The 22,759-nt window shown below is 59.8% G+C and carries 19 protein-coding genes and 1 tRNA gene; 8 read left to right on the top strand and 12 right to left on the bottom strand.

From position 1 onward, the window contains the following. The first annotated feature begins 53 nt into the window (after nucleotides 1-53). On the top strand, nucleotides 54-1,667 hold the full coding sequence (locus tag CCICO_RS00195; protein ID WP_018018425.1) for an alpha/beta fold hydrolase: 1,614 nt from the start codon (nucleotides 54-56) through the stop codon (nucleotides 1,665-1,667). Nucleotides 1,668-1,700: 33 nt separating this feature from the next. On the opposite strand, the gene CCICO_RS00190 is transcribed toward CCICO_RS00195, so the two are convergent. The 7 genes from CCICO_RS00190 to CCICO_RS11365 form a co-directional block, all read right to left on the bottom strand. Further along, on the bottom strand, nucleotides 1,701-2,204 hold the full coding sequence (locus CCICO_RS00190) for a DinB family protein (RefSeq protein WP_018018424.1): 504 nt from the start codon (nucleotides 2,202-2,204) through the stop codon (nucleotides 1,701-1,703). A 19-nt stretch (nucleotides 2,205-2,223) separates the two neighbouring features. Further along, complete coding sequence (locus tag CCICO_RS00185) at nucleotides 2,224-2,922, bottom strand: response regulator (protein ID WP_018018423.1); 699 nt, start codon at nucleotides 2,920-2,922, stop codon at nucleotides 2,224-2,226. After that, nucleotides 2,915-5,695 carry a sensor histidine kinase gene (locus tag CCICO_RS00180; RefSeq protein WP_018018422.1) on the bottom strand — a complete coding sequence of 927 codons (2,781 nt, stop codon included), beginning with the start codon at nucleotides 5,693-5,695 and terminating at the stop codon, nucleotides 2,915-2,917. Before CCICO_RS00180 ends, CCICO_RS00185 begins: the two co-directional genes overlap by 8 nt. 242 nt (nucleotides 5,696-5,937) lie before the next feature. Next, nucleotides 5,938-6,504, bottom strand: coding sequence for a potassium-transporting ATPase subunit C (locus CCICO_RS00175; protein ID WP_018018421.1), 567 nt, complete (start codon nucleotides 6,502-6,504; stop codon nucleotides 5,938-5,940). Nucleotides 6,505-6,517: 13 nt separating this feature from the next. Next, on the bottom strand, nucleotides 6,518-8,707 hold the full coding sequence (gene kdpB, locus CCICO_RS00170) for a potassium-transporting ATPase subunit KdpB (RefSeq protein ID WP_018018420.1): 2,190 nt from the start codon (nucleotides 8,705-8,707) through the stop codon (nucleotides 6,518-6,520). Next, entirely contained in the window at nucleotides 8,704-10,395 is a 1,692-nt protein-coding gene (kdpA, locus tag CCICO_RS00165) for a potassium-transporting ATPase subunit KdpA (protein WP_026161228.1), read from the bottom strand. Before kdpA ends, kdpB begins: the two co-directional genes overlap by 4 nt. After that, complete coding sequence (locus CCICO_RS11365) at nucleotides 10,392-10,484, bottom strand: potassium-transporting ATPase subunit F (RefSeq protein WP_083878207.1); 93 nt, start codon at nucleotides 10,482-10,484, stop codon at nucleotides 10,392-10,394. Before CCICO_RS11365 ends, kdpA begins: the two co-directional genes overlap by 4 nt. Before the next feature lie 360 nt (nucleotides 10,485-10,844). Here CCICO_RS11365 and CCICO_RS00160 point away from each other — a divergent pair, with 360 nt between their 5' ends. Beyond that, on the top strand, nucleotides 10,845-11,000 hold the full coding sequence (locus tag CCICO_RS00160) for a hypothetical protein (protein WP_018018418.1): 156 nt from the start codon (nucleotides 10,845-10,847) through the stop codon (nucleotides 10,998-11,000). A gap of 84 nt (nucleotides 11,001-11,084) precedes the next feature. Here CCICO_RS00160 and CCICO_RS00155 read toward each other — a convergent pair whose 3' ends face one another. The 3 genes from CCICO_RS00155 to CCICO_RS11360 form a co-directional block, all read right to left on the bottom strand. Beyond that, nucleotides 11,085-11,711 carry a response regulator gene (locus CCICO_RS00155; RefSeq protein ID WP_018018417.1) on the bottom strand — a complete coding sequence of 209 codons (627 nt, stop codon included), beginning with the start codon at nucleotides 11,709-11,711 and terminating at the stop codon, nucleotides 11,085-11,087. Next, entirely contained in the window at nucleotides 11,708-11,983 is a 276-nt protein-coding gene (locus tag CCICO_RS00150; protein ID WP_156809771.1) for a sensor histidine kinase, read from the bottom strand. Before CCICO_RS00150 ends, CCICO_RS00155 begins: the two co-directional genes overlap by 4 nt. Before the next feature lie 230 nt (nucleotides 11,984-12,213). Then, entirely contained in the window at nucleotides 12,214-12,324 is a 111-nt protein-coding gene (locus tag CCICO_RS11360; RefSeq protein ID WP_363324763.1) for a histidine kinase, read from the bottom strand. 1,150 nt (nucleotides 12,325-13,474) lie between these two features. On the opposite strand from CCICO_RS11360, the gene CCICO_RS00145 reads away from it, so the two are divergent. After that, nucleotides 13,475-14,041: a PrsW family glutamic-type intramembrane protease gene (locus CCICO_RS00145; RefSeq protein ID WP_018018415.1), complete on the top strand. Its 567-nt coding sequence runs from the start codon at nucleotides 13,475-13,477 to the stop codon at nucleotides 14,039-14,041. Between the two features lie 547 nt (nucleotides 14,042-14,588). On the opposite strand, the gene CCICO_RS00140 is transcribed toward CCICO_RS00145, so the two are convergent. Together CCICO_RS00140 and CCICO_RS00135 are read right to left on the bottom strand one after the other, a co-directional pair. Then, entirely contained in the window at nucleotides 14,589-15,674 is a 1,086-nt protein-coding gene (locus CCICO_RS00140; protein WP_018018414.1) for a type I restriction enzyme HsdR N-terminal domain-containing protein, read from the bottom strand. Between the two features lie 355 nt (nucleotides 15,675-16,029). Further along, nucleotides 16,030-16,113, bottom strand: a tRNA-Leu gene (locus tag CCICO_RS00135). Nucleotides 16,114-16,556: 443 nt separating this feature from the next. Here CCICO_RS00135 and CCICO_RS00130 point away from each other — a divergent pair. From CCICO_RS00130 to CCICO_RS00110, 5 genes are all read left to right on the top strand, one after another. Next, nucleotides 16,557-17,639, top strand: a complete 1,083-nt coding sequence (locus tag CCICO_RS00130) for an FHA domain-containing protein (RefSeq protein ID WP_244263957.1) — start codon at nucleotides 16,557-16,559, stop codon at nucleotides 17,637-17,639. A 348-nt stretch (nucleotides 17,640-17,987) separates the two neighbouring features. Next, a complete protein-coding gene (locus CCICO_RS00125) occupies nucleotides 17,988-18,473 on the top strand; it encodes an FHA domain-containing protein FhaB/FipA (protein ID WP_018018412.1) in 486 nt (161 codons plus the stop codon). Beyond that, nucleotides 18,473-19,840, top strand: coding sequence for a PP2C family protein-serine/threonine phosphatase (locus CCICO_RS00120; protein WP_018018411.1), 1,368 nt, complete (start codon nucleotides 18,473-18,475; stop codon nucleotides 19,838-19,840). The genes CCICO_RS00125 and CCICO_RS00120 overlap by 1 nt, the downstream gene beginning before the upstream one ends. Nucleotides 19,841-19,843: 3 nt before the next feature. Then, nucleotides 19,844-21,295 (top strand): FtsW/RodA/SpoVE family cell cycle protein, encoded by a 1,452-nt coding sequence (locus CCICO_RS00115; protein ID WP_083878206.1) that lies wholly within the window; start codon nucleotides 19,844-19,846, stop codon nucleotides 21,293-21,295. 10 nt (nucleotides 21,296-21,305) lie between these two features. Then, on the top strand, nucleotides 21,306-22,757 hold the full coding sequence (locus tag CCICO_RS00110) for a penicillin-binding transpeptidase domain-containing protein (protein WP_018018409.1): 1,452 nt from the start codon (nucleotides 21,306-21,308) through the stop codon (nucleotides 22,755-22,757). Nucleotides 22,758-22,759 lie beyond the last annotated feature (2 nt).

Genomic DNA, 22,759 nt, shown 5'->3' with positions numbered 1-22,759 from the left:
GCGATTCCCCGTGAATCGTGTGATAACCAGTAAGAAAGGGACTGACGGTTTTCATGAAGAAGCTTTCAACCGCACTGACTGCATGCGTCACCACTCCCCTCGCGTTCGGCGGGATGATCGTCCCGACGGCACACGCGCAGGAGCCGCTCGAGTGGGGACCCTGCCCCGCGGGCAGCGGTGTCGCAGACCGGGCGGTGTGCGCCACCTTCTCCGTACCTAAGGACTACTCCGACCCCTCGGCCGGCAGCATCGAGCTCACCATGAGCAAGCTGCCGGCCACCGGTGAGCGCAAGGGCGTGATCGCCGGTAACCCGGGTGGCCCCGGCGGCGATGCCCTCGGCATGTTCGCCGACACCACCCCCAAGGACGGCATGAGCCAGAAGGTGCAGCTGCCCGATGATGTACGCTCCGCCTACGATCTCATCGCCGTGGAGCCGCGCGGACTCACCTATGGCACGCCTCTCACCTGCGCCAGCGAAGATACCCCGCCCATCGCACTACCCGGCGCCGCATTCGCTAACTGCGAGAAAGCCCAGCCAGGCTACGCCCGCACCATCACCACGGATAACACCGCCCGCGACCTTGAGCGCGCCCGTATCGCCCTCGGCGAGGATCAGCTCAACCTCTACGGTGTCTCCTATGGCGGACCGCTGATGAGCACCTACGCCACCATGTATCCCGAGCGGGTCAACAAATTCCTGCTGGATTCCAGCGTGGCCCCGCAGGATCGCTGGTTTGCCCTCGGCGCCAACCGCAAAGCGGTGCGCCAAGAGGCCATCTCTGCGTTCTTCAGCTGGGTGGCCGACAACAACGAGACCTACCACCTAGGCGGCACACCGCGCGAGGTGTACCAAAGCTTCAACCGCGTGATACGCGACAACCTGGGCGTAACCCCAGCCCTCAAGCCGCGCGAGGCCGAGGCCGGCGATCTCGGCGCCACCGGTTCCGTAGCCCTCGATACCCTCACCACCGCTTCCTCCGGCAACGAGCAGATTGAAGACACCGCCTTGTTGCTGCTCAATCTCTATGACTGGGCGCAGTGGCGCGGCGCCACCTTCAGCGATGTCATTAAGACCAATGGCGATCTCAACGCCGCCATGAATCTCAACCAGTCGGTCGGCCCCATCAACATGGCCATGTACTCCGAGCAGGCGTGGCCGATGCTCGCTAAGGCGCTGTCTGACTCCGCCGCCTCCACTCCCGCGGGCCCGCTGTCACTCGATCTCGGCGATGCCACCGCACAGCCCACCGCCGAGGAGCAAGAGGCCATACAGATGCAGGCGATAACCATGGCAAACGTGGATCGCGCCGTAATCTGCAATGAAAACGCCACCGCCCCAGACCCGAGCCTCATCGTTCCCTACTGGGAAACTGCTCTCACCGGCGGTGATTTCATCGATCTCAACGGCGACCAGCTCGGCAGTGGTCAGCACTGCCTCGGCTGGCCTGAGCCTGTCGCCCCGGCGCGCCCGCTCAGCGGCGAGAAGCTGAAGAACAAGCCGCTGAACCTGGGCTACTCCAAGGACTCCGCTGTGGGCCCGCACGGTGCGCCCAGCATGAAGAAGGCCATGGGTGGTGAGCTGATTACGCTCACCGGTTACAGCCACGGCGTGCTCATCAATAACGCCGCCCATGTGGCACCGGCGGTCTCGGCCTACTTCCGCTAGGCCGCCCCACCTCGCCTCATAGGTTGAGGCCCGCTAGCGAACAATGCGCGCTGCGTAGTGGGCCTGGGCGAGGTGCTGGATGGCATCGTCGATAAGCGATACGATCCGCACCCCACGGGTGACCGGCGGAGTGAAGCTAGTATCGATCACCTCGTCGAAGTCCACCCCCGAGAGCGCATAGCACTGCACATCATCGAGCACGGTGTGCACATAACTGATTAGCCCGCGCACATCCTCTGCACTACGCAGCTGGATGGCGCGGGCTTCCTGGTCGCTATGGCCATAGCCCATTCCCTCGCCGAGCTCACCCAGGCCGAGCTGCTGCGGCAGCTCAAGGCTGTGCCACAGCTGGGGCTGACCACTGAGCTCGGACAATTGAATGTCCAGCATTCTGCCGGTGTGCCATAACAGCCACGCCAGCGAATTGGGGTGTCCGCCCGGCGCGCGGGAGGCCGTGGCGGCATCCACCTCTCCGAGGGAGTCGAGGCTGTCGTGCGCGCGGCTGATGAACTCGATCAGGATCTCGTCTCGTGTCATAACCCCACGGTAGCGGCACCTAGTCCAGCATGAGGCGATACCCAGCACCGGGCTCGGTGAGAATATAGCGCGGCTCGGCGGAATTCGGCTCAATCTTTTGCCGCAGCTGCGAGATATATACCCGCAGATAGTTCATCTCCTTGTTGTAGTTCTCGCCCCACACCGCGTGCAGCAAATCGAGTTTGCTCACCAGGCGGCCACGGTGTGCCAACAACACATCCACGATCGCCCACTGGGTGGGTGTGAGCCGAGTGGGCTGGCCCTCCACCAGTAAAGATCGATCCGCCAGGTTCATCTCCAGCCGGCCATCGGCAGAGTGGATCACCGGCTGGCCCACCGCCTCAACGGGCGCGGCACGGCGCAGCGTGGCCCGAATGCGCGCCAGCAGCTCACCAATGGCGAAGGGCTTGGTGATGTAATCATCAGCACCGGCATCGAGGGCCTCGATCTTGCCCTCCTGCATGTGCCGCGCCGAGACGATGATGATGGGCACCGCCGACCACTGGCGGATCGTGCGCAACACTTCGAAACCCGACACATCTGGCAGCCCCAGATCGAGGAGAATGCATGAAGGCTGCACGGTCTGCACCACCTGAAGTGCGCGTTGCGCCGAGGTGCACAAGCTCACCCGGTAGCCGCGGGCTTTGAGATTAATCGCGATGGTCCGACCCAAGGCCTGATCGTCCTCCACCACCACGATGTGCTGCTGCTCAGTCACGACTATCCCCGCTTTCGCTCACCTGCAGCGGCTGCTGCGTTGTTTTCATACTCCCACCGCGCCACGCGCTCAAGGTGGTGCTCGGGAGAGTCAACACAAAGGTAGCGCCATCACCTGGGGTGTCCTCCACTGCTAAGGAGCCGCCCATGGCTTCGGCGAAACCAAAAGCCACCGACAGCCCCAGCCCCAAGCCGGGCCCGGTGCCATCATCGCCCGAGCGGCCCACCAAGCTGAAGGCCTGGAAGAGATCGCGCTTCTTCTCCTCCGGGATCCCTGGGCCGTGATCCACCACCCGCAGCTCCACGCAGTCTTGCACCACACAGGCCGCCACCGTGATCGCCGAGCCCGGAGCGTGGCGCAGCCCATTGCTCATCAGATTCACCAGAATGCGCTGCAAGAGCCCCTCATCGGCCAACACCGGCGGGAGGTTCTCGGGCACATCCACAGCAATGGCCTCCTCGGCGCTGCGGCGCGCCGCCGGGATATCCGAGCCATCCTCGATGGCCGGCAGAGCCGTCTCGGGGATCTCTGCCCTAGCCGAGTAGAGGGCATCGGGGATGAACACCGGCCGCACGCTGGGCTCCAACCGATGGGAGTTCAAACGCGACATGTCCAAAAGATCACCCACCACCGTGTTCAACCGATCTGCCGAAGAATCGATCACATCGATCAAGTCATCCCGCGTGGCATCGTCGATCTCAATATCGGTGAGCTTCAGCGAAGAGACTGCCGCCTTGATCCCGGCCAAGGGGGTACGCAGATTGTGCGAGACCGCCGTGAGCACCGCGGTACCCACCCGGTTTCCGGCCTCGAGGGCAGCGGTGGCGCGTCGAAAAGCATCAATCTCCTGCTTATTCACAATGGCTGTGATGCGCGCACCGTGGGCCTCTACGATCGCCTCCTCGCTACTGCTTAGGCTGCGGCCATAACACACCAAACGCAGCGACTGGCCGGCCTGCACCACGGACTTCTCCCCCGCCGGTGGTGTCTGGGTGGTGGCGTGTGAGTCGTGTGCGTCCCAGCGCTCAATGCTCAACCACTTGTGCCCGCTGGGCTGCTCGCGCTGCAGATCGATGCGGTCCACCCCGAGGTTTTCTCCCAGGTGCTGCAGAAGTTTATGCAGGTTATCGCCATCGCGCAGCACGCCCGAGGCAAGATCAGAGAGGATCGCCGCGAAGTGGGCATTCCGCCGCGCCTGCCGGGTGCGACGCTCGGCCAGCTCCACCACCCACGCCACCGCTGCGGCGATAAGCACATAAATCACCACGCCAGCGATATTTTCCGGTCGCACCATGTTTAGCGTGTGCACCGGTTCCGTGAAGTACCAGTTTCCCAGCAGCGAACCAATAATCAGGCACACCATGCCGGGCACAAAACCGCCCAGCAGAGTGGAGACCACCACAAAGAGCAGATAAGCCAGCACGATCGTGCCAAAGTACTCGGTGCCCAGGCCCATGCTCGTCATCACCACAGTGGCTAAGGGCGGTAGCGCCAGCGCCGTCACCCAGCCCAACACCTGGCGTCGGCCAGACAAGGAGGTGGCTAGCCGCGGCAGCGAGCGTCGCATCCGCGCCCGCGTGGTGTTGTGCTGGGTGGAGACGATGTGCACATCAATGCCGCCCGAGCCCTCAATAATGGTGCGCGAACGCCTACCCGCGGTGGAGAAAGGACTCGTGCGGCCCATCCCCACCACCAACTGGGTGGCATTAACGGACCGGGCGAAGGCCAATAAGGTTTCCGCCACCTCAGAGCCGAGCAGCACCCGCCACTCGCCATCGAGGTCCTCCGTCACCCGCTGCAAACTCTTCAGCCGCATGGCCGAAGACGAACGCAGGCCATCATCCTCGGCGATGTGCACCACGATCAGCTCACGCCCAGCCTTCCGGCCGGCGATCCGCGCGCCACGGCGAATGAGCCGCTCCGCCTCCGGGGAATCCGAGGCCGCCACCACCACGCGCTCTCTGGCGGGCCAAGACTGATCAATATCGCGCTCCGAGCGATAGCGCTGCAACCCCTCATCCACCTTGTCCGCCAGCCAGAGCAGCGACAACTCGCGCAGCGCGGTGAGGTTACCGGGCCGGAAATAATTACTCAGCGCCGCCTCGGTACGACGCCCATCGTAGATCTCGCCACGGGCAAGCCGCACGCGCAGCGCATCGGGTGAAAGATCCACCAGCTCTACCTGGTCGGCATCGCGCAACACCTGATCCGGCACAGTCTCGCGCTGGCGGGTGCCCGTAACCGCCGACACCACATCATTCAGCGACTCCAGATGCTGAATATTCACCGTGGAGATCACATCAATGCCCGCATCCAGAAGCTCATACACATCGTGCCAGCGCTTCGGGGCATCCACCGGTTGCTGCTCCTGCTGCCCGAGCACCACCGTGTGCGCCAGCTCATCCACCAACACCACCTCGGGATGAGCCCGAATAATCGCCTCGACATCCATGTCCTCATAGGCAGAGCCGCGATAGTGCACGGTTTTACGCGGCAGCACCTCAAGGCCCTCGAGCTGAGCCTCGGTGCGGGCACGACCATGATGCTCCACATAGCCCACCAGCACCATGTGGCCACGCTCCTGCAGATCGTGAGCCTCGCGCAGCATCGCATAGGTTTTTCCCACACCCGGCGCGCACCCCAAATACACCTTCAGGCTGCCACGCTTAGTGCGCGGGGCCGCAGCGGTTGGCTCTGCGCTCTCGGTAGATGCCTGGGAGTGCGAGGCTTGGCTGTTCCTAGCCTCGTTAGTCGCTGCCTGGGAGTCCTCCATGGTGGATGTCCTTTCCACGCCTTAGGGCACACCCAGCTGGGTGCGCCCTTAAGAGCTGCGTTGGGGGTTACTGCCCCTCACCCTATTCCCGTGTGGCCCGCTGTGGGGCCCACTGTGTGGGGCGGCTTTCTTCGGCCTCGGCAGAGCCGGCAGGGACGACTAGGACGAAAGGCCCTGCAGGGCCGGCAGGCCCAGCGACTTAGCGCAGGTGCGGGCGTGCGGGGCTGCCGTGCCGGCAGGATCTAGGCTGCCGCGTCCACGAGATCGCGGTTCAGCAGCACCACATTCACCACATCCCCGGCGCCCAGCTCGGTGCGGGAGTTGTGCTCTACCAGCTGGCGCACCTGCTCTGGGTCCATGCCTCGGGCGGCGGCCACGCGGTCGATCTGCAGATCGGCGTAGGCGCGGGAAATATCGGGATCGAGGCCTGAGGCGGAGGCGGTGACCGCATTCGCAGGAATGGCGCTAATATCTACGCCCTCGCGCTCGGCGATCTCCTGCTGGCGCTGTGTGATCTGCTCTTTCAATTCCGGCGAGGTGGGTGACAGATTGGTGGAGCCGGAATCGAGGAAGTCATAGTCCGAGGCCGAGGGCCGAGACTGGAACCACTCATCACCGGGAAACTCCTGGCCAATCAGCGCAGAGCCTACGATCTCGCCCTCGGCGTTGCTGATCAGCGAACCGTCGGCACGCTGTGGCATCACCTTGCCCACCAGCACCATCGTTGAAGGCAAGAGCAATCCCAGCACCAGGGTCATGAGCACGAGGAAACGCAGGGAGGATGAGAGGGAACGAATAAACGATGTCATGGCGGTTACTCCTTTAGCTCATGCCCAGCAGGGTGAGGATGATATCGATGATCTTGATGCCGATAAACGGTGCGATCACACCGCCAAGCCCGAAGATCAGCAGGTTCCTGCTCAGCAACGCCGAGGCGCTCGAGGGGGTGTAACGCACGCCCTTCAACGCCAAGGGGATGAGAGCAATAATGATGAGCGCGTTGAAGATCACCGCTGACAAAATGGCGGTAGTCGGGCTGTGCAGATGCATGATGTTCAGCGCATCCATACCGGGGATGGCCAGCACGAACATGGCGGGAATGATGGCAAAGTACTTGGCCACGTCGTTGGCAATGGAGAAGGTTGTGAGCGCGCCGCGGGTGATCAGCAGCTGCTTGCCGATCTCCACGATCTCAATGAGCTTGGTGGGGTTGGAATCCAGATCCACCATGTTGCCGGCCTCCTTGGCGGCCATGGTGCCGGTATTCATCGCCACGCCCACATCGGCCTGAGCCAGGGCGGGGGCGTCGTTAGTGCCATCACCCGTCATAGCCACCATGCGGCCGCCTTCTTGTTCGCGGCGAATCAGCGCCAGCTTCTCATCTGGGGTGGCCTCGGCGAGATAGTCATCCACCCCAGCCTCCTTGGCGATGGCCCTGGCGGTGAGCTCATTATCGCCGGTGATCATCACCGTGCGGATGCCCATGGAGCGCAGGGTGCGGAAGCGCTCCACCATGCCGTCTTTCACGATGTCCTTCAGATCAATCACACCCAGCACCTTCGCCGAGGAGGGCATACCTTCCCACTCACCCAGCAGATCCACTACTCCAGCGTTTTCGGTGGTGCCGGTTTTCGGGGTGCCGGTCTCGATGGGACCAGTTTCAATGACGACCAGTGCGGTACCACCTGCATTCGATACCTCATTAACCAACTCCTCGGTCTGCTCTGGCACCTCCCCGGCACAACGCTGCACGAGGTTGACCATCTCCGAGGCGGCTCCCTTAAGCACCCGAGAACCGTCCGAGTTCTTCATCCCCGACATGCGGGTCTGGGCGGTGAAGGGGATGAACTCGCCGTGGCGGAACACGGCATCATCAATCTGGCCCACCTGCTCTTCTGAGAGCTTCACAATGGAACGCCCCTCAGGGGTCTCGTCGGCGAGGGAGGACAGCTGACAGGCCGTGGCCAGATCCTTCTTTTCCACCCCGGGCACCGGCAAGAAGCGGGCAGCCTGGCGATCACCCTTCGTGATCGTGCCGGTCTTATCCAGCAGCAGGGTGGACACATCGCCCGCGGCCTCCACAGCACGACCCGACATGGCCAACACATTGCGCTGCACCAATCGGTCCATACCTGCAATACCGATGGCAGAGAGAAGCGCACCGATAGTGGTAGGGATCAAGCACACCAGCAGCGCCACCAGCACCACTGGGTCTTGCTCAGCACCAGTGAAGGAGGCCATCGGTGCAAGCGCCAACACCACCGCTAGGAAGATGAGCGTGAGCACGTTCAGCACGATGCCCAGCGCCAGCTCATTGGGGGTTTTCTTACGCTCCGCGCCTTCCACAAGCGCGATCATGCGGTCAATGAAGGTCTCACCCGGTTCGGAGGTGATGGACACCAAGATCTCATCGGAGAGCACCCTGGTACCGCCGGTCACTGCACACCGGTCACCACCGGATTCACGGATCACCGGCGCGGATTCGCCGGTCACCGCCGACTCATCCACTAGGGCGGCTCCATAGATCACGTCACCATCACCAGGAATCACCTGCTCCACGTACACGCACACCACATCACCAGGGTGTAGCGAATCCCCAGGCACTTCTTCAGTGATGGGAGTGGCTCCTGCGAGTGCCTCGTCGACGTTGCTCACCCTTTGCGCGATGGAGGAGACCTTGGTGGCGCGCAGTGCCTCAGCTTGGGCCTTGCCACGCCCCTCGGCGATCGCCTCGGAGAGGTTGGCAAAGAGCACGGTGAAAAAGAGCCATATGGTGACCGACCAGGTAAACACCGAGGGGTTCGCGATGGCGAGCACCAAGGTGAACACCGATCCGAGTTCCACCAAGAACATCACGGGGGTTTTCACCATTTGGCGCGGATCGAGCTTCTTCAGCGCCAGCGGCAGCGCAGCCATGACCTGTGAGAAGCCATAGGTGGACTGCGGCTTCGCGGGCTGTTTCTGCGCGGACTCGTGGTCCTGGCGCGACTGAGTCACAGTGGGGGTTGTCATGCTAGAGCCTCCGTCAATGGGCCAAGAACAAGGGTGGGCAGGAAGGTCAGGGCGCTCACGATGATGGCGACGCCCACAATCAGCCCAACGAATTGCGGACGGTGAGTGGGCAAGGTGCCCGCGGTCACCGGCACTGGCTTCTGGCTGGCCAAGAGCCCAGCTAGCACCAGAATCATGATGATCGGAATGAATCGACCAAATAGCATCGCAAGAGCAATAGTGATGTTGAACCACGGGGTATCGGCACCGAATCCGGCAAAAGCCGAACCGTTGTTATTGGCACCCGAGGTGAAGGCATAGACCACATCGGAGAAGCCATGTGCCAGCACGTTGCCCTCGGAGAGCGAGTCCATTGTTTTCGGCAGCATCACGGAGACGCCCACTCCGGTGAGCACCAGAATCGGCATGGTGAGAATGTAGAGCGACACGGCCTTCATCTCGGAGACACCGATGCGTTTACCCAGATACTCCGGGGTGCGCCCCACCATGAGGCCGGCGATAAACACCGCCAGCACGGCCACGATCAACATGCCGTACAAACCGGCGCCCACACCACCGGGCGAGATTTCACCGAGCAGCATGTTCAGCATGATCATGCCGCCGCCCAACGGCGTGTAGGTGGAGTGGAAGGAATCCACCGCGCCTGTTGAAGTCATGGTGGTAGACACCGCAAAGAACGCCGAGGGAATCACACCGAAGCGGGATTCACGGCCCTCCATCGCACCCCCTGCCAGCGCCGAGGCCCAGCCGTCCTTATGGCCGAGCATCCCCAGCTCAGAGGTCGTCACCACGGCAAGAGAGATGGCATAGAGCGTACCCATGGCAGCCAGGATTGCCCACCCCTGGCGGGTATCGCCCACCATCGTGCCGAAGGTCCGTGTCAACGACACCGGGATCAAAAGGATAAGGAAGATCTCCAGCATGTTGGTGATCTGGTTGGGGTTTTCGAAGGGGTGCGAGGAGTTGGCATTAAAGAAGCCACCACCATTGGTGCCGAGCTCCTTGATCGCCTCTTGGGTAGCCACCGCACCGCCCTGAATGGTTTGCTGACCACCGGCGATGGTATCCACCACGGCGGGGGCGTTGAAGTTCTGAATCACGCCTTGAGTCATCAATAACAGCGCCGCCACGGCCCCCGCAGGTAACAGGATGCGCAGCACGCAGCGCACCATGTCCACCCAAAAATTACCGATGCGACCATCCGCGTCCTTCGCGGCCAAGCCGCGCACCAGCGCAATCGCCACGCACATACCCACGGCGGCAGAGAGATAGTTTTGCACTCCTAGCCCCATCATCTGGGTCAGCGGAGTCATCGCCTGCTCACCGGAATACGACTGCCAGTTCGTGTTCGTGGTGAAGGACACAGCGGTGTTCCACGCCTGGTCCGCCTTCACCGGACCCATACCGAAGGACAACGGCAGCCACTGCTGGGTGCGCTGCAGCAGATACACTGCCAGCACGGACAGCAGCGAGAACGTAAACACCGACAAGGCGTACTTATTCCACCGTTGGCTCGTAGATTCATCTACACCCATCACCCGGTAGAAAGCCTTTTCCACCTTCCAGTGTTTCGGGCTTTGAAACACCCACGCCATGTAGTTACCGAAGGGCACTACTAGTACTGCCAAGCAGAGCAGAACGGTAACTACAGGGACTAGGCCAAAGAATGTTGCTCCTAATGTGCTCATGAGAACCTTTCCGGTTGCAGCAGGGCCACCAACACATACACAAAGCAGCAGACACCTAGGATGCCGCCGCTCAGAAGCTCCCAGCTCATAGCTTGTCCGCTCCCTTCAACACGAGGTACAGAAGTCCGAAGCTCACCACGGTGGTGAGCGCAATCAGTAGATCGGCCATGAGCCCATTCAAAAGCCCGCAGCGGACATGCGGGCAGTCTTTAACATTCTTTTAACGCCCCCTTAGCAGCACCGAACAGGTGTCAGGAAACGTTGGAGCATGTGCTTATCGACGCCCTCCTCATCCCCGACAGCGCCACAGCTCAACACCGACCACTACTTCCACAACCAGGGCAGAAGTCGTTGACGATGAGTGGTGATGCCTCAGCGAACACAACCAAAACAATGGTGGCCAGTGGCGCGAGGCGTGGCCCTATCCCACAAGCACACAAGGAGCCAGCATGTCCACCTACGTTCGCGATAGCATCATTTTTTATGCCGGATTGGCACTGTTCTTCATCGTCGGCGAAGTACCGTCATGGATGTGGATTCTCTACTCCGGCAGTATTCTCGCAACTGTCGTCATCAGCTTTCCGCTGAAGAAGCAGCAGTCTTAGCACCCCACAGTGCTCGGGGTCATTCGAGGCGATGGCCGTTGAAGCGGGCAGCCCATGCGCAGGCGGAAGTCACATCACACGGACCTAGGTGCGTTCTAGCATCGCGATGGCGATGTGAACACGGTTAGTGCCACCAATCTTGTCGAGGATATGCCCGATGTGCGTCTTGACCGTGGCCACTGAGACGTAGAGTTGTTCTGCTATCTCTTGGTTGTTGAGCCCTTGAGCGACGAGCTGAGCTATGCCATTTTCCCGGCTGCTCAGGCCATCAATGCCACACACTTCCTGGCTTTTCCTTGTATTCATTGCCAACAGATGAGCTAGCGCCTGTGGACTCAGAAGTTTCTGGCCTGCAGCTACGGCTCGTACAGATGCGACTAGGGCTTCGGAGGTCGTAGTTTTCAATAAGAAGTCCATCGCCCCAGCGTGGAGGGCATCGAGAATAAACGTGTCAGTGTCAAAGGCAGTAAGCATAACGATTGGTGTCGATGGTAGAGCGCTCTGCAACAACTGAGTCGCTTGAATCCCATCCATGACAGGCATCCGTATGTCCATGAGAACCACATCTGGTCGCAAGCGAGTCGCCATACCAACCCCGTCTTTGCCATTGCCGATATCCCCGGCTACCTCAATGTCGTCCGCACCTTCCAGGATCAACCGAATCCCACGGCGCAGAGCTTGCTCATCGTCTACTAACACAACAGAGATCATTGTTTCTCCAAGGGCAAGTAAAGGTGCCAAGAAAAATCTTCATCGTCACGAATCTCGAGATAACCGCCCGTTAGCCGGCAGCGTTCACGCAAGCCCACGAGGCCGTGACCACCGCTGCTTTCTGTGGCTACAGCGAGCTTCTTATTGCGCATTGTCACCCGTACCATGTCGCGCTCAAGGGCTACCTCGATGTCTACCTTTTCACCAGGGGCATGCTTGCGAGCGTTGGTCAGGCCCTCCTGCACCACGCGGCTCACAACATGCATTCCCATCGTGGATAGTTCATCAAAATAGGCACCGGACGAGTCTCCGTTATAACCAACCTCGACCTTCCTGCCAGCCGCGCGGGCGCGTGATACGTGTATCTTCGGTACTCGCCCGGGGATCGATGCGGTCATCAAAGCGCAGCGACCGTAGCACCTGCCGTAGGTCTTGCACGGAGGCTTCAGCTTCCCGTTGAATGGTGTTAGAAGACTCGGCTATTTGTTCTTGGCTCAGATCTTTACGATACGATAGCCCACCTGCATAAACCGCTATGAGACAACGAATCGTGCATGTCTCGTGCAATCCGGTCACGCTCATCCTGGCGAGCTTTCTCTACTTCTGCGCGCATCGTGTCGTTGTTCAGCTCGGCACGCGCCACGAGGATCGCTTGTTTTCTCTCCTCTTGTTACGAACTACACCAATAACTACACCGGATAGCATGAAAGATCCCCACAACAAAATATTCCCATAGTAAGGAAGGTACAGGATCGCAAACGTGTCCAGGGAATAGAACTTGTACCCCAAACTTATCACCATAGCCCCAATGCCGGTGAGTGACCAACGCCAGCCACCTCTAGACACTAGAGAAATTAATACTACGAATATAGACAAAGAAATCTGGTGTGTTCCTGCCGTCAAACAGATCACGATGGAGCAGACTAATGCCGAGACAGTACCAGGATAGTACTCATAAACGCTATATCCACGCGGCACATGACTTAGCGCACACGGCAGCAGTATTGAAGTTATTGCACTGACAATTATCACCAAGCTCACGCGAAAAATGGTGTAATCATCAATATCGTTTCCAGACATAATGGCACTCCGAGAGATAAACTAAGTTATCTTCAGAAGGTCCACCACTACACAAAAATTACTAGGAGGGCACGTCGCAGCCAAGTATTACCATTTGATGCATTGGCCCGCTTGGCCTGTTTACGTTGCTTCAACCATTTTTTATAGTTCATGTCTGTTTACAGTAGTTTTGCAAAAATAGGGAAAGATAATCCCTAGGGCTGATCTTTTCGCAGTGGTAGCGCCATAGCATACTAATCATGCAGCAGAAACGCTCATCACTGTAGCCCTCGCGACCGCATGGTTTGGAGCTATTACTCTAGCCAACCTAGCGATCCCCTTGCCTCACAACCCTATAAGCGCAGTTGAGTTCGAACGCCTCGCCATCTCCGGATTGGAGTGCGGGCGGAGTCCTGACTATCTCGCAGACGCACCAAGCTGGACATGTGATAGCTCAACGATTCGAGCGCAGTCTACACCTAGCTCGAGCGCCGCAGATGTGGCAGTTGTACGCCAGCACCGGGCATTCAGTTCCCCGACGGAACTGAGCAACTCTCCGGTTATTCATCGAAGCGGTGCGATTTTTTTTGTGTCGAGGACTCAGGCGCCATCACTGTCGCTGCCTTCGAAGGTCAGCGTATCGTTTCTTTCTATTTTGAAGGCCCTAGATCGCGGTCATACGCGGAGCTCGTGGAGGTTCAGCGATGAAGTTGTTATTTCCTCTATTAACCGCAGTGAGCCTTGCTTGCACCGTTCACTTCCAACTCGGCTTAGCCTACGTACCAGCGAGTCTCATTGCTGCACTTGTCCACGGCATGGTGTGGATCCTCCTCTCTGTGCTCGGGCTGCGTAAACACCCTGGAACACAGTTCGGTCTACTGTGGGGTGCGGCGTGCACCGGGCCTGCCGTTTTATTTAATAATCAGCTTTTCGACATCCTCGCGAAAGTGCACCTGCAATGGGTGAGCGCCGCGGGCTTTGCTCCCGTGGATGAAGAGGCCCTGAAGATTCTTGGCGTTGTGCTCATCTGCACCTACTGCACCCAGACCACTCGGGCAGTCGACTACGTGTTTGTTGGTATTGCCGTTGGAATGGGGTTCACTGTGTTCGAAGACGCAGCATTTATTGCTCGGATGACGCTCGAGAACCTAGAGTCCGACACCACCGGCGCCGTCTTGGCAACTTTCATACGTGGCATCGGTGTGGTTAATCATCCGCTGTACGCCGGAATGGCAGCATATGGGCTCGTTAACAGGTTCTGCTTTCCTTGATGGTTCCTCGCGTGTGTCCTACACTTTATCGCCAATCTGTTTCCGTCCCTATCTTCGTCATATCCTCACGCTGACTGACCTTTCGTAGGCACCCTCGTCACAGTGGTCTGCACATGGCTACTAGCCATATGGTTGTGTGTACGCCACTGGAGATCGAATCACGTCAAAGCGAGAGAACAGGCAGATTCAACTGACGATGGGCGAACACTGTCCGCATGCTTCGGGCCAACACCCCACCGTTGAGCTCGTAAATGAGCACCTTCCTCCGCGTCTGAGCTCTAGTGACTCCTAGTACGGAGGAATGAGAACTCAAGCAATCTAGATGGGTACCGCAGGGCTGCTCGATGGATCAGCGTGTGAATCATTGGACCTCGCACCAGGTTCTTCGTCCAGCCCTGGTCGAACAGGAGGATGAGAATTATCTAGATGTACCACCCAGTACCCACCCTGGCTAGAGTCCTACTTTCCAGAGCGGGATCAACGAAGCGAAGAGCCTACGAGACCACAAAGAGAGCTTTCTGGGCGCTTGCATTCCACGCGGGTACGTCTACTCGTCACGAAGCGCCATACAGCGCTCGCGCAGTATCTGCGAGTAGTTATAAATTTCATCCACTCCGGAAAGATCGAAAACGTGCGGCTCGCGTGCAGAATCAAAAAACACGATACGAGGCACTTTTCGGTCAAAGAATAGCCGAGCAATTGGCTTCCTATTATTGTCTTTGTACAGAATCGCACAATAGGACTTAGCATCTCGGAGGGTAATATCAGAAACTGGAACTTCGCTACAACAGATCGCGCGAATAATTCCAAATGCCTGCAACTCTTCTTCAGTCGTTACAATATCCGAAGTAGCGGTTTCGCTAACTTCTTCTACGACGGTAGCAGTTTCCGGAGCACTGACTTCCCCATGTGCGTCGTCGAAATCTTGAGCTGAACGGAGACGCCTGTTGGCTTCATCTTTGAGGAACTGTGACTGGGCAGTCGACACTAGCTTCGTGAAAATCTCGAGATTTTGAGCGGTCATCCGGCGCGATGTAACCCGTGAGGAGATGAGCCTAACCCAGTCAGCGTCAGGTTCTTTGAATTGCGCAGACAGTACTTTTCGAATCTCCGAAATATACTTGAGCTGCTCTGCGCTTGCTGCGATCGTCTCAGAATCAAATCTGGTCTTGGTACACATCTCTAGGTGAGGAAAGACGCGAGCATCGATATTAGAAAGATCGATAGTCATAAACGGCTTCTCATCCATACGATTAACCGCATCCAACTGGGCATAAAACTCGTACACCTCACCGTTAGTAAGAATGGCAAACTCGGTGTCCGTCACATTAAAATAGCGAACTAGCTGGTTTGCGTGATCGAGACGAAGTGGCTCCCCGATTTTTTTACACTCTATAAGGAAGCGAAAATCATCACCCGACTTGATTGCGAAATCGACCTTCTCACCCCTTTTTACTCCCACGTCAGCTGTATACTCGGGGATCACCTCGCGAGGATCAGTCACGTCGTACCCCAGCACTGTACTAATGAAGGGGATGATGAAAGCGGTTTTCGTCGCTTCCTCGGTTTCGATGATCGGCTTAAGCTCGCGAACCTTTGCGGCAAGACTCTGAACGGCCTGATCGACACTCACAAGGCGCACCTTTCGTTCGTACAACTACTTAACTCCTGACAATACTCAATCCAGAGTCCTTCTTCCTAGGTTTTGTACAAGTATTAAGTCACACGCTAAAGCGCGAGTGTTGAGCTTGAGCGCCATACAGCGCGGCGAAAGGGAGCAGCACACAGACGTCGTTGCTCAGTCATCGACTAGTAGCTCTACCTCCCCACAGAACTGTCTGGTGCCCCACTCGCGATCGCCAGGCAGTACAAGTGATAACGCGCACCTTTCCCAAACCAAAGCGATCCCCCGCTACCAGCGGCACCCCTACCGCATAGAAAAGTAGCGCGACACTGTCCGAAACAATGTCGCGCTACCTCTACATCTGTGGGCGAAGGGGGACTTGAACCCCCACGTCCGTAAAGGACACTGGCACCTGAAGCCAGCGCGTCTGCCATTCCGCCACTCGCCCGAGCTGGCGTCTTTCCAGCAGTGCTGTGGAAGACTTAACCTAAGTTACACTGATTGTTACACTATCCCCAAATCCGCAGGTGGAAGACTCATTCCTTGGTGTCGCTCAGGGTCTCGCGGCCGGTTTTTCGCTGGTGGGAGTTCATTGTCGCGGCCATGGCCTCTATACTGGGGCCACACTTCGGCTCAGGTGTAAGAATGCCTCTTATATCTGGGAGCGCATGAGAACTGTCCTTGCTCGCGCGATGATCGCACTTGCGGGCAGGGGCGTTTGACGTTGTGGCCACTGCGGCTGTGACGTGAGCATTCTGAGCCTTGGATCGGCCCTATGGGCCGGGCCGGATAGTGCCGGCCGATACTGATGAACTGCTGAGAATTCTCGCCGAAGATAAGAAGGAAGGTGACACTGCATCCGCTATGTCTGTGTGGTCTAGATTCGCAAAGATGGACAGCGCTCTGCAGCGCGGCCTCGATAACAGCTTTGCCTTCGTCTTCGGGGGCAAGATTGTGGCTGCCGAAGTCGAGGAGGCACTCAAGCAGTGCGCCGAGGACGAGGCTGTCACAACCTATGAGGGCTATGTGGAAGTCCCTAACCAGTTCGAGGTGATGGTGGGCAAGAAGGATTTCTCCAACTTGCAGGAAACCTCGCCCGAGCTGCCGTGGGATTTCGCGGACCGGCTGACTCGCTATTTCCGCAATCAGAATTGGTCGCCGGCGGGGCCAGTCGTCGTCAAGCTTGTGCAGGCTAAGGGTCTGCGCACCGGCCAGCTGAAGTCCACGTGTGTGCGCGCTCAGCGCCCGGAGGATGAGAGCGGTTTCTACGGCATGCCAGACGATGCAGCCGACGTGGAGTTTGACGAGTCGATCGCTACCCACGCCCCATCGTCCTACGAGATTCACGACCCGGACGAACCGGCTGCGCATAGCCCGCAGGATCACACCAGCAGTTCCACTCCGCGCCAGCATGAGCCCGCGGACCACCAGCCAGCAGAGACGAATGGACATATGAACAGCGACCACCACAACTCCCACGGTGCAGCAGCCTCAGCAGGTGCCGCCTACGGCGCGGCCACCCCGACGAGCGCTGCTCATCGCTCGGATCTGCCCAAGGCCGCCGCGCTGCCGGCAGAGGATTCGGGCGAACACGCCTCAGAAACCACAATATTCGCGAGCCACACCGAGACACCATCGTCCAATCTCCCTGCCGATTCCGCTTCTCCGGCAGCCCCGGCGGAGCCCACCGTCTCCTTACTGCTGCAGGACGGATCCTCCCGCACCTTCCTCGTGCAGAATGGCTCCAATATCATTGGCCGCTCGAATGACGCGGACTTCCGCCTCCCCGATACGGGCGTCTCCCGCCAACACGCGGAAGTCACCTGGGATGGCCAAGATGCTGTGATTACAGACTTGCAGTCGACTAACGGCACCACCGTGAATGACGTGCCAGTGGACAATTGGCTGCTCGCGGACGGTGATGTGATCACCGTGGGCCACTCCTACATAGAAGTGCGGATCACTAATAATTAGGCCCACGCATACTAAAATGGGTGGGAAACCTGCTTGGGCCCCATGCTCGGGCGGGGGTGGCTTCCGCCCATGAGCGGGAATAACCCCCACCGGCGGCATGGTTGGTGCTTGTAGGGGGTGAATAGGTGTGATGAAGCCATCAGCTCAATCGCTTCTTCTTATAGAAGAATGTGATCATGAGGTGGTGCCGTCCGGCCGCACTCCTCGCAGCACCGGCCGCTGCCGATTGTGCCCCGTGGCCCGATCAGCCGGACAAGCACACCCGGCGCCCGTGCACGCCGGGCGGGTATGAGTACCCGTTTCCGCAGCACACTGACAATGCCTTTAAAGGAGGCCTGAAGAACAACAATGAGCTCCGTTATCTTACTTGTGTTCCGTATCGGCCTGCTTGTGCTGCTCTGGCTGTGTATCTTCTTCGCGCTGCGCGCCATGCGCCGCGATACCAACCGTCTCTCGGGCACTCAGTCCTCGGGCCGGTTCTGGTCCAAGCGTTCTTCCTCCCCCGCTGCCCCCGCTGGCGCGCCGCGGAAGCGTCCCCAGCCACCGGCACAGCTGGTGGTGGTCGATGGCGCGATGCGCGGCTCCCGCATGGACCTCATGGGGGTGCAGGAGATTACCGTCGGCCGCTCCCAGGATTGCACCTTTGTGATCCAGGATGACTTCGCCTCCTCCCGCCACGCTCGGCTGTTCCGCCGCGGCGATGATTGGTTTGTGGAGGATCTCGATTCCCGTAACGGCACCCACGTGGGCGGCTACCGTATCGACCAGCCCGAGAAGATCACCACCGACAGTGAAGTGATGATCGGGCGCACGACCGTGAGGCTGATGCCCTGATGCTGAGACTACATTTCGCGGCCGCCTCTGATCGCGGCCACGTGCGTAAGAACAATGAGGACTCTGCCTACGCCGGCCCTCACCTGCTGGCCCTGGCTGATGGCATGGGTGGCCATGCCGCCGGCGAGATCGCCTCGCAGTTGATGATCACTCACCTGGAGAAGCTCGACGCCGATCCGGGCGATAATGACATGCTTGCGCTGCTGGGCGGGGTGGCCGATGATGGTAACCGCTCCATCGCGGCCGAGGTGCGCGCCAACCCCCAGACCGAGGGCATGGGCACCACGCTGACTGCGCTGATGTTCGATGGCGCCACCTTCGCCATGCTGCACGTGGGCGATTCCCGCGGTTACCGTCTCCGCGACGGCCAGTTGGAACAGATCACGGTGGACGACACCTTCGTGCAAACGCTGGTAGAAGAGGGTAAACTCGCCCCGGAAGACGTCTCTACTCACCCGCAGCGTTCCCTGATCCTCAAGGCCTACACTGGACATCCGGTGGAGCCTTCTTTGCAGCTTGTCGACGCCCAGCCCCAGGACCGCCTCCTGCTGTGCTCTGACGGCCTGTCCGATCCGGTGTCCTTCGACACCATCGAGGACACCCTGCGCCACGGCTCCCCCGCCGAGGCCGCCCGCAAGCTCATCGATCTTGCGCTGCGGGGCGGCGGCCCCGACAACGTCACCGTGGTGGTGGCCGATGTGGTGGACGCCGAAGAGGCCGACACCTCGCAACTGGCTGTCACCCCTATGGTGGCTGGCGCCCTTAATAGCACCAACGCCGAGGAACCGCGGGTCGATACCTCCGCGGCCCGAGCCTCGCTGCTGGACAAGGACGAAGCCCCGCCCGCCAAGAGCGAGCCGGAATATATCCCCCCAGCCTCGGACACCGCCGCCGAGCACGACGAGGACAACGAGGAGTCCTCCTCTTCTAAGTTTCGCTGGATCCCCATCAGCATCGCCCTTATTCTCATCCTCGCGGTGATCTTGGGCGGCTGGGCGTTCATGCGCAGCGTGGACTCGCAGTACTACCTCACCACGGGCGAGAACGATCGGCTCGAGATCCAGCACGGTGTCAATCTTGATGTCTTCGGAAAGTCCTTCCACGAGCCGCACCAGGCGGCCTGCTTGGACAAGTCCGGCAATCTGCTGCTCACTGATCCCGAGAAGCCTTCGCGTACCTGCTCGTTGTTCACCTTGGACGCTCTTCCCGAGGCCGCGCGTAACTCGGTCGAGGGATTGCCGTCGGGAAGCTATGACGAGGTGGTGCAGCAGCTGCAGCGTCTCGCCAATGATGCCCTGCCGGTGTGCCTGAAGGGCGAGGCCGGCGATCTCACTAAGCCCGGAACTAATTGCCGGGAGGTGAAGTAACTGATGTCTGTGTGGCAAAGAATCACCATCCGAAGAACCGAAATGTGGCTGCTCATCGTGGCCGCCGCCATTGTGATGGCCGCTGTGGTCAGCCTCGAGATCTCGCTGGGCAATGAGCTCGGCAGCCAGCTGCTTTGGGTGGGCGGTGGATTCATTGGCGTGTTCATGATCGCCCACCTAGCTCTCGTGTGGAAGGCCCCGCACGCCGATCAGATTCTGCTGCCCGTCGCGGCAGCCCTCAACGGCCTGGGTCTTGTGATGATTTCTCGCCTCGACGCGGCCAAGGACACCAACATGGCCACCCGCCAGGTGATGTGGTCACTGGTCGCCGTCGTACTCATGATCATCGTGCTGGTGCTCATGGAGGACTACATGGTGCTTACCCGCTACTCCTATCTCTTGGGCGTGGTGGGCATCATCCTGCTGGCACTACCCATGGTGTGGCCGCAGGGCTCCGGCATCCAGTCCGATGCCCGCATCTGGATCTCGCTTGGGCCTTTTACTCTCCAGCCCGGCGAGTTCTCCAAAATTTTGCTGTTGCTGTTCTTCGCCAAACTCTTGGCGGATAAGCGCGCCCTGTTCAACGTGGCCGGCTACCGGGTGCTCGGACTCGAGCTGCCCCGTCTGCGTGATCTCGGGCCCATCTTCTTCGTCTGGGCGCTCGCGCTGGTGATCATGGCAGGCGAAAACGATTTCGGCCCGGCGCTGCTGCTCTTCTCCACCGTGTTGCTCATGATGTATCTCGCCAGCGGCCGCATCTCGTGGCTGCTGATCGGTGTGATCCTCGTGGCAGTCGGCGGAGTGGGCATTTACCAGATCTCCGACAAGATCCAGTCTCGTGTCGCCAACTTCATGGATCCGCTGGCGAACTATGACACCACCGGCTTCCAGCTCTCCCAGGCGCTCTTCGGCATGTCCTGGGGCGGCATTACCGGCACCGGGCTAGGCGAAGGCTATCCCCAAGCCGTGCCGGTGGCGGAGTCGGACTTTATTCTGGCCGGAATCGGCGAGGAACTCGGTTTCATCGGCCTCGCCGCAGTGCTTGTGTTGTTCACCCTCTTCGTGGTGCGCGGCATGCACACCGCCATGCTGGCCAAGTCCTCCTACGGCAAACTGGTGGCCTCGGGGCTGTCGATGACCATCCTGATCCAGCTGTTCGTGGTGGTCGGCGGCATCTCCGCCATGCTGCCCATGACGGGTCTGACCACCCCGTTTATGTCCCAGGGTGGGTCTTCACTCATGGCGAATTATATTCTGCTGGGCATCCTGCTCCGCATCTCTCACCAGGCCCGGGTGCCCGAGGAGCAGAGCACGAACCCCGCTCCGCAGGCGCGCAGCGCTGCCCCCGCGGAGCCCTCCGCCATGGAGCAGACCTCGCACTTTTCCATCGCCGGCACCGAGCACTCGCCCGGGCGGTCCCCATCCACGCATTCGACCAACAAGAATTGGAGGTAGGTGAGACACCATGAATAAAGCTATTCGCTCGACCACCATGATCGCGCTGCTGATGGTGTTGGTGCTGCTCATCAACCTCACCGTGGTACAGGGATTCCGTGAGGAAGAATACGCCCAAAACCCGCTGAACAAACGCCAGTTTTATGAAATGAAGAGCACCCCGCGCGGCCAAATTTCCGCCGGCGGTGTGGTGCTGGCCAAATCCAGCAAGGGCGAGGATGACTTCTACTATCGCTCCTACCCTTCCACCAACCCGTTGGCCTACGCCCCAGTGAGCGGCTATCTCTCGGATATGTACGGTGCAGCTGGGCTGGAGCAGGGCTACAACGATGTCCTCAACGGCACCGACCCCTCCATGCTGGTGTCCAATACGTGGGACACCCTCACCGGCAAGGAGCATGATGGCGCCTCGCTGAAGCTCACCCTGCTCCCCGAGGCCCAAGAGGTGGCCTATCAGCAGCTGTTGAACAATGGCTACGAAGGCGCGGTAGTGGCCCTCAAGCCCTCCACCGGTGAGGTGCTGGCCATGGCCCAGACCCCCAGCTTCGACCCCAACTCGATAGTCACCAACGACTCCGCCGAACAATCCTGGGAGCAGCTCACCTCGGATCCGGCGGCCCCGCTGCTCAACCACGCCACCCAAGAGACTCTCCCGCCCGGGTCGATCTTCAAGATCATCACCTCCACCGCGGGCCTGCGCAATGGTTATGAGCCGGGCTCTCAGCTTACCGGCGAGGCGCAGATCACCCTGCCCAATTCCACCTCCACCTTGGAAAACTATGGCGGGCGCCCCTGCGCCGGCGGCGGCCAGGTGTCGTTGACCACGGCCTTCTCCCTGTCCTGCAACACTGCCTTTGTGCAGATGGGTGTGGACGTGGGCGATAAGGCCCTCAACGATGCGGCCAAGTCCTTCGGTATCGGCGAGACCTACGATCTCGGGTTGCCGGAGACCCCCAGCTCCATCGGTGATCTCAGCGATCCCGCTCGACGCGGCGTATCCTCCATCGGCCAGGCCGATGTGTCCATGACAGTGCTCGATGCCGCCGTGATGGCCGCCACCGTGGCCAATAACGGTAAGCGCATGGAGCCCTATGTGGTGGATGAGGTGCTGCGCTCGGATCTGTCCACACTGTCGAAGCACAAGCCGAAGCAGGCCAAGGATGGCCTAGACGAGGATGTGGCTGCCAAGTTGCAGGAACTGATGCGCCAGTCGGAGAAGAACACCAAGGGTGGCCGCGGCACGATCGCCTCCAAGACGGGTACCGCCGAGCACGGCGAGGATTCCCGCTCCAGTTTCCCGCACACCTGGTATGTGGCTTTCGCCCCCGACAAGGACGCCGACGTAGCGGTGGCCGTGGTGGTGAAAAACGGCGGTAACCAAGGCGCCGGCGCCACCGGCGGATCGGTATCTGCCCCCATCGGGCGTGCCGTGATCGATGCCGTTCTCAGGACACAGTCCTAGCC

This window comes from Corynebacterium ciconiae DSM 44920 (assembly GCF_030440575.1).
Classification (GTDB): Bacteria; Actinomycetota; Actinomycetes; order Mycobacteriales; family Mycobacteriaceae; genus Corynebacterium; species Corynebacterium ciconiae.
Note: the sequence above shows the minus strand (reverse complement) of the source record. Positions and strands in the feature narration are given on the sequence as shown.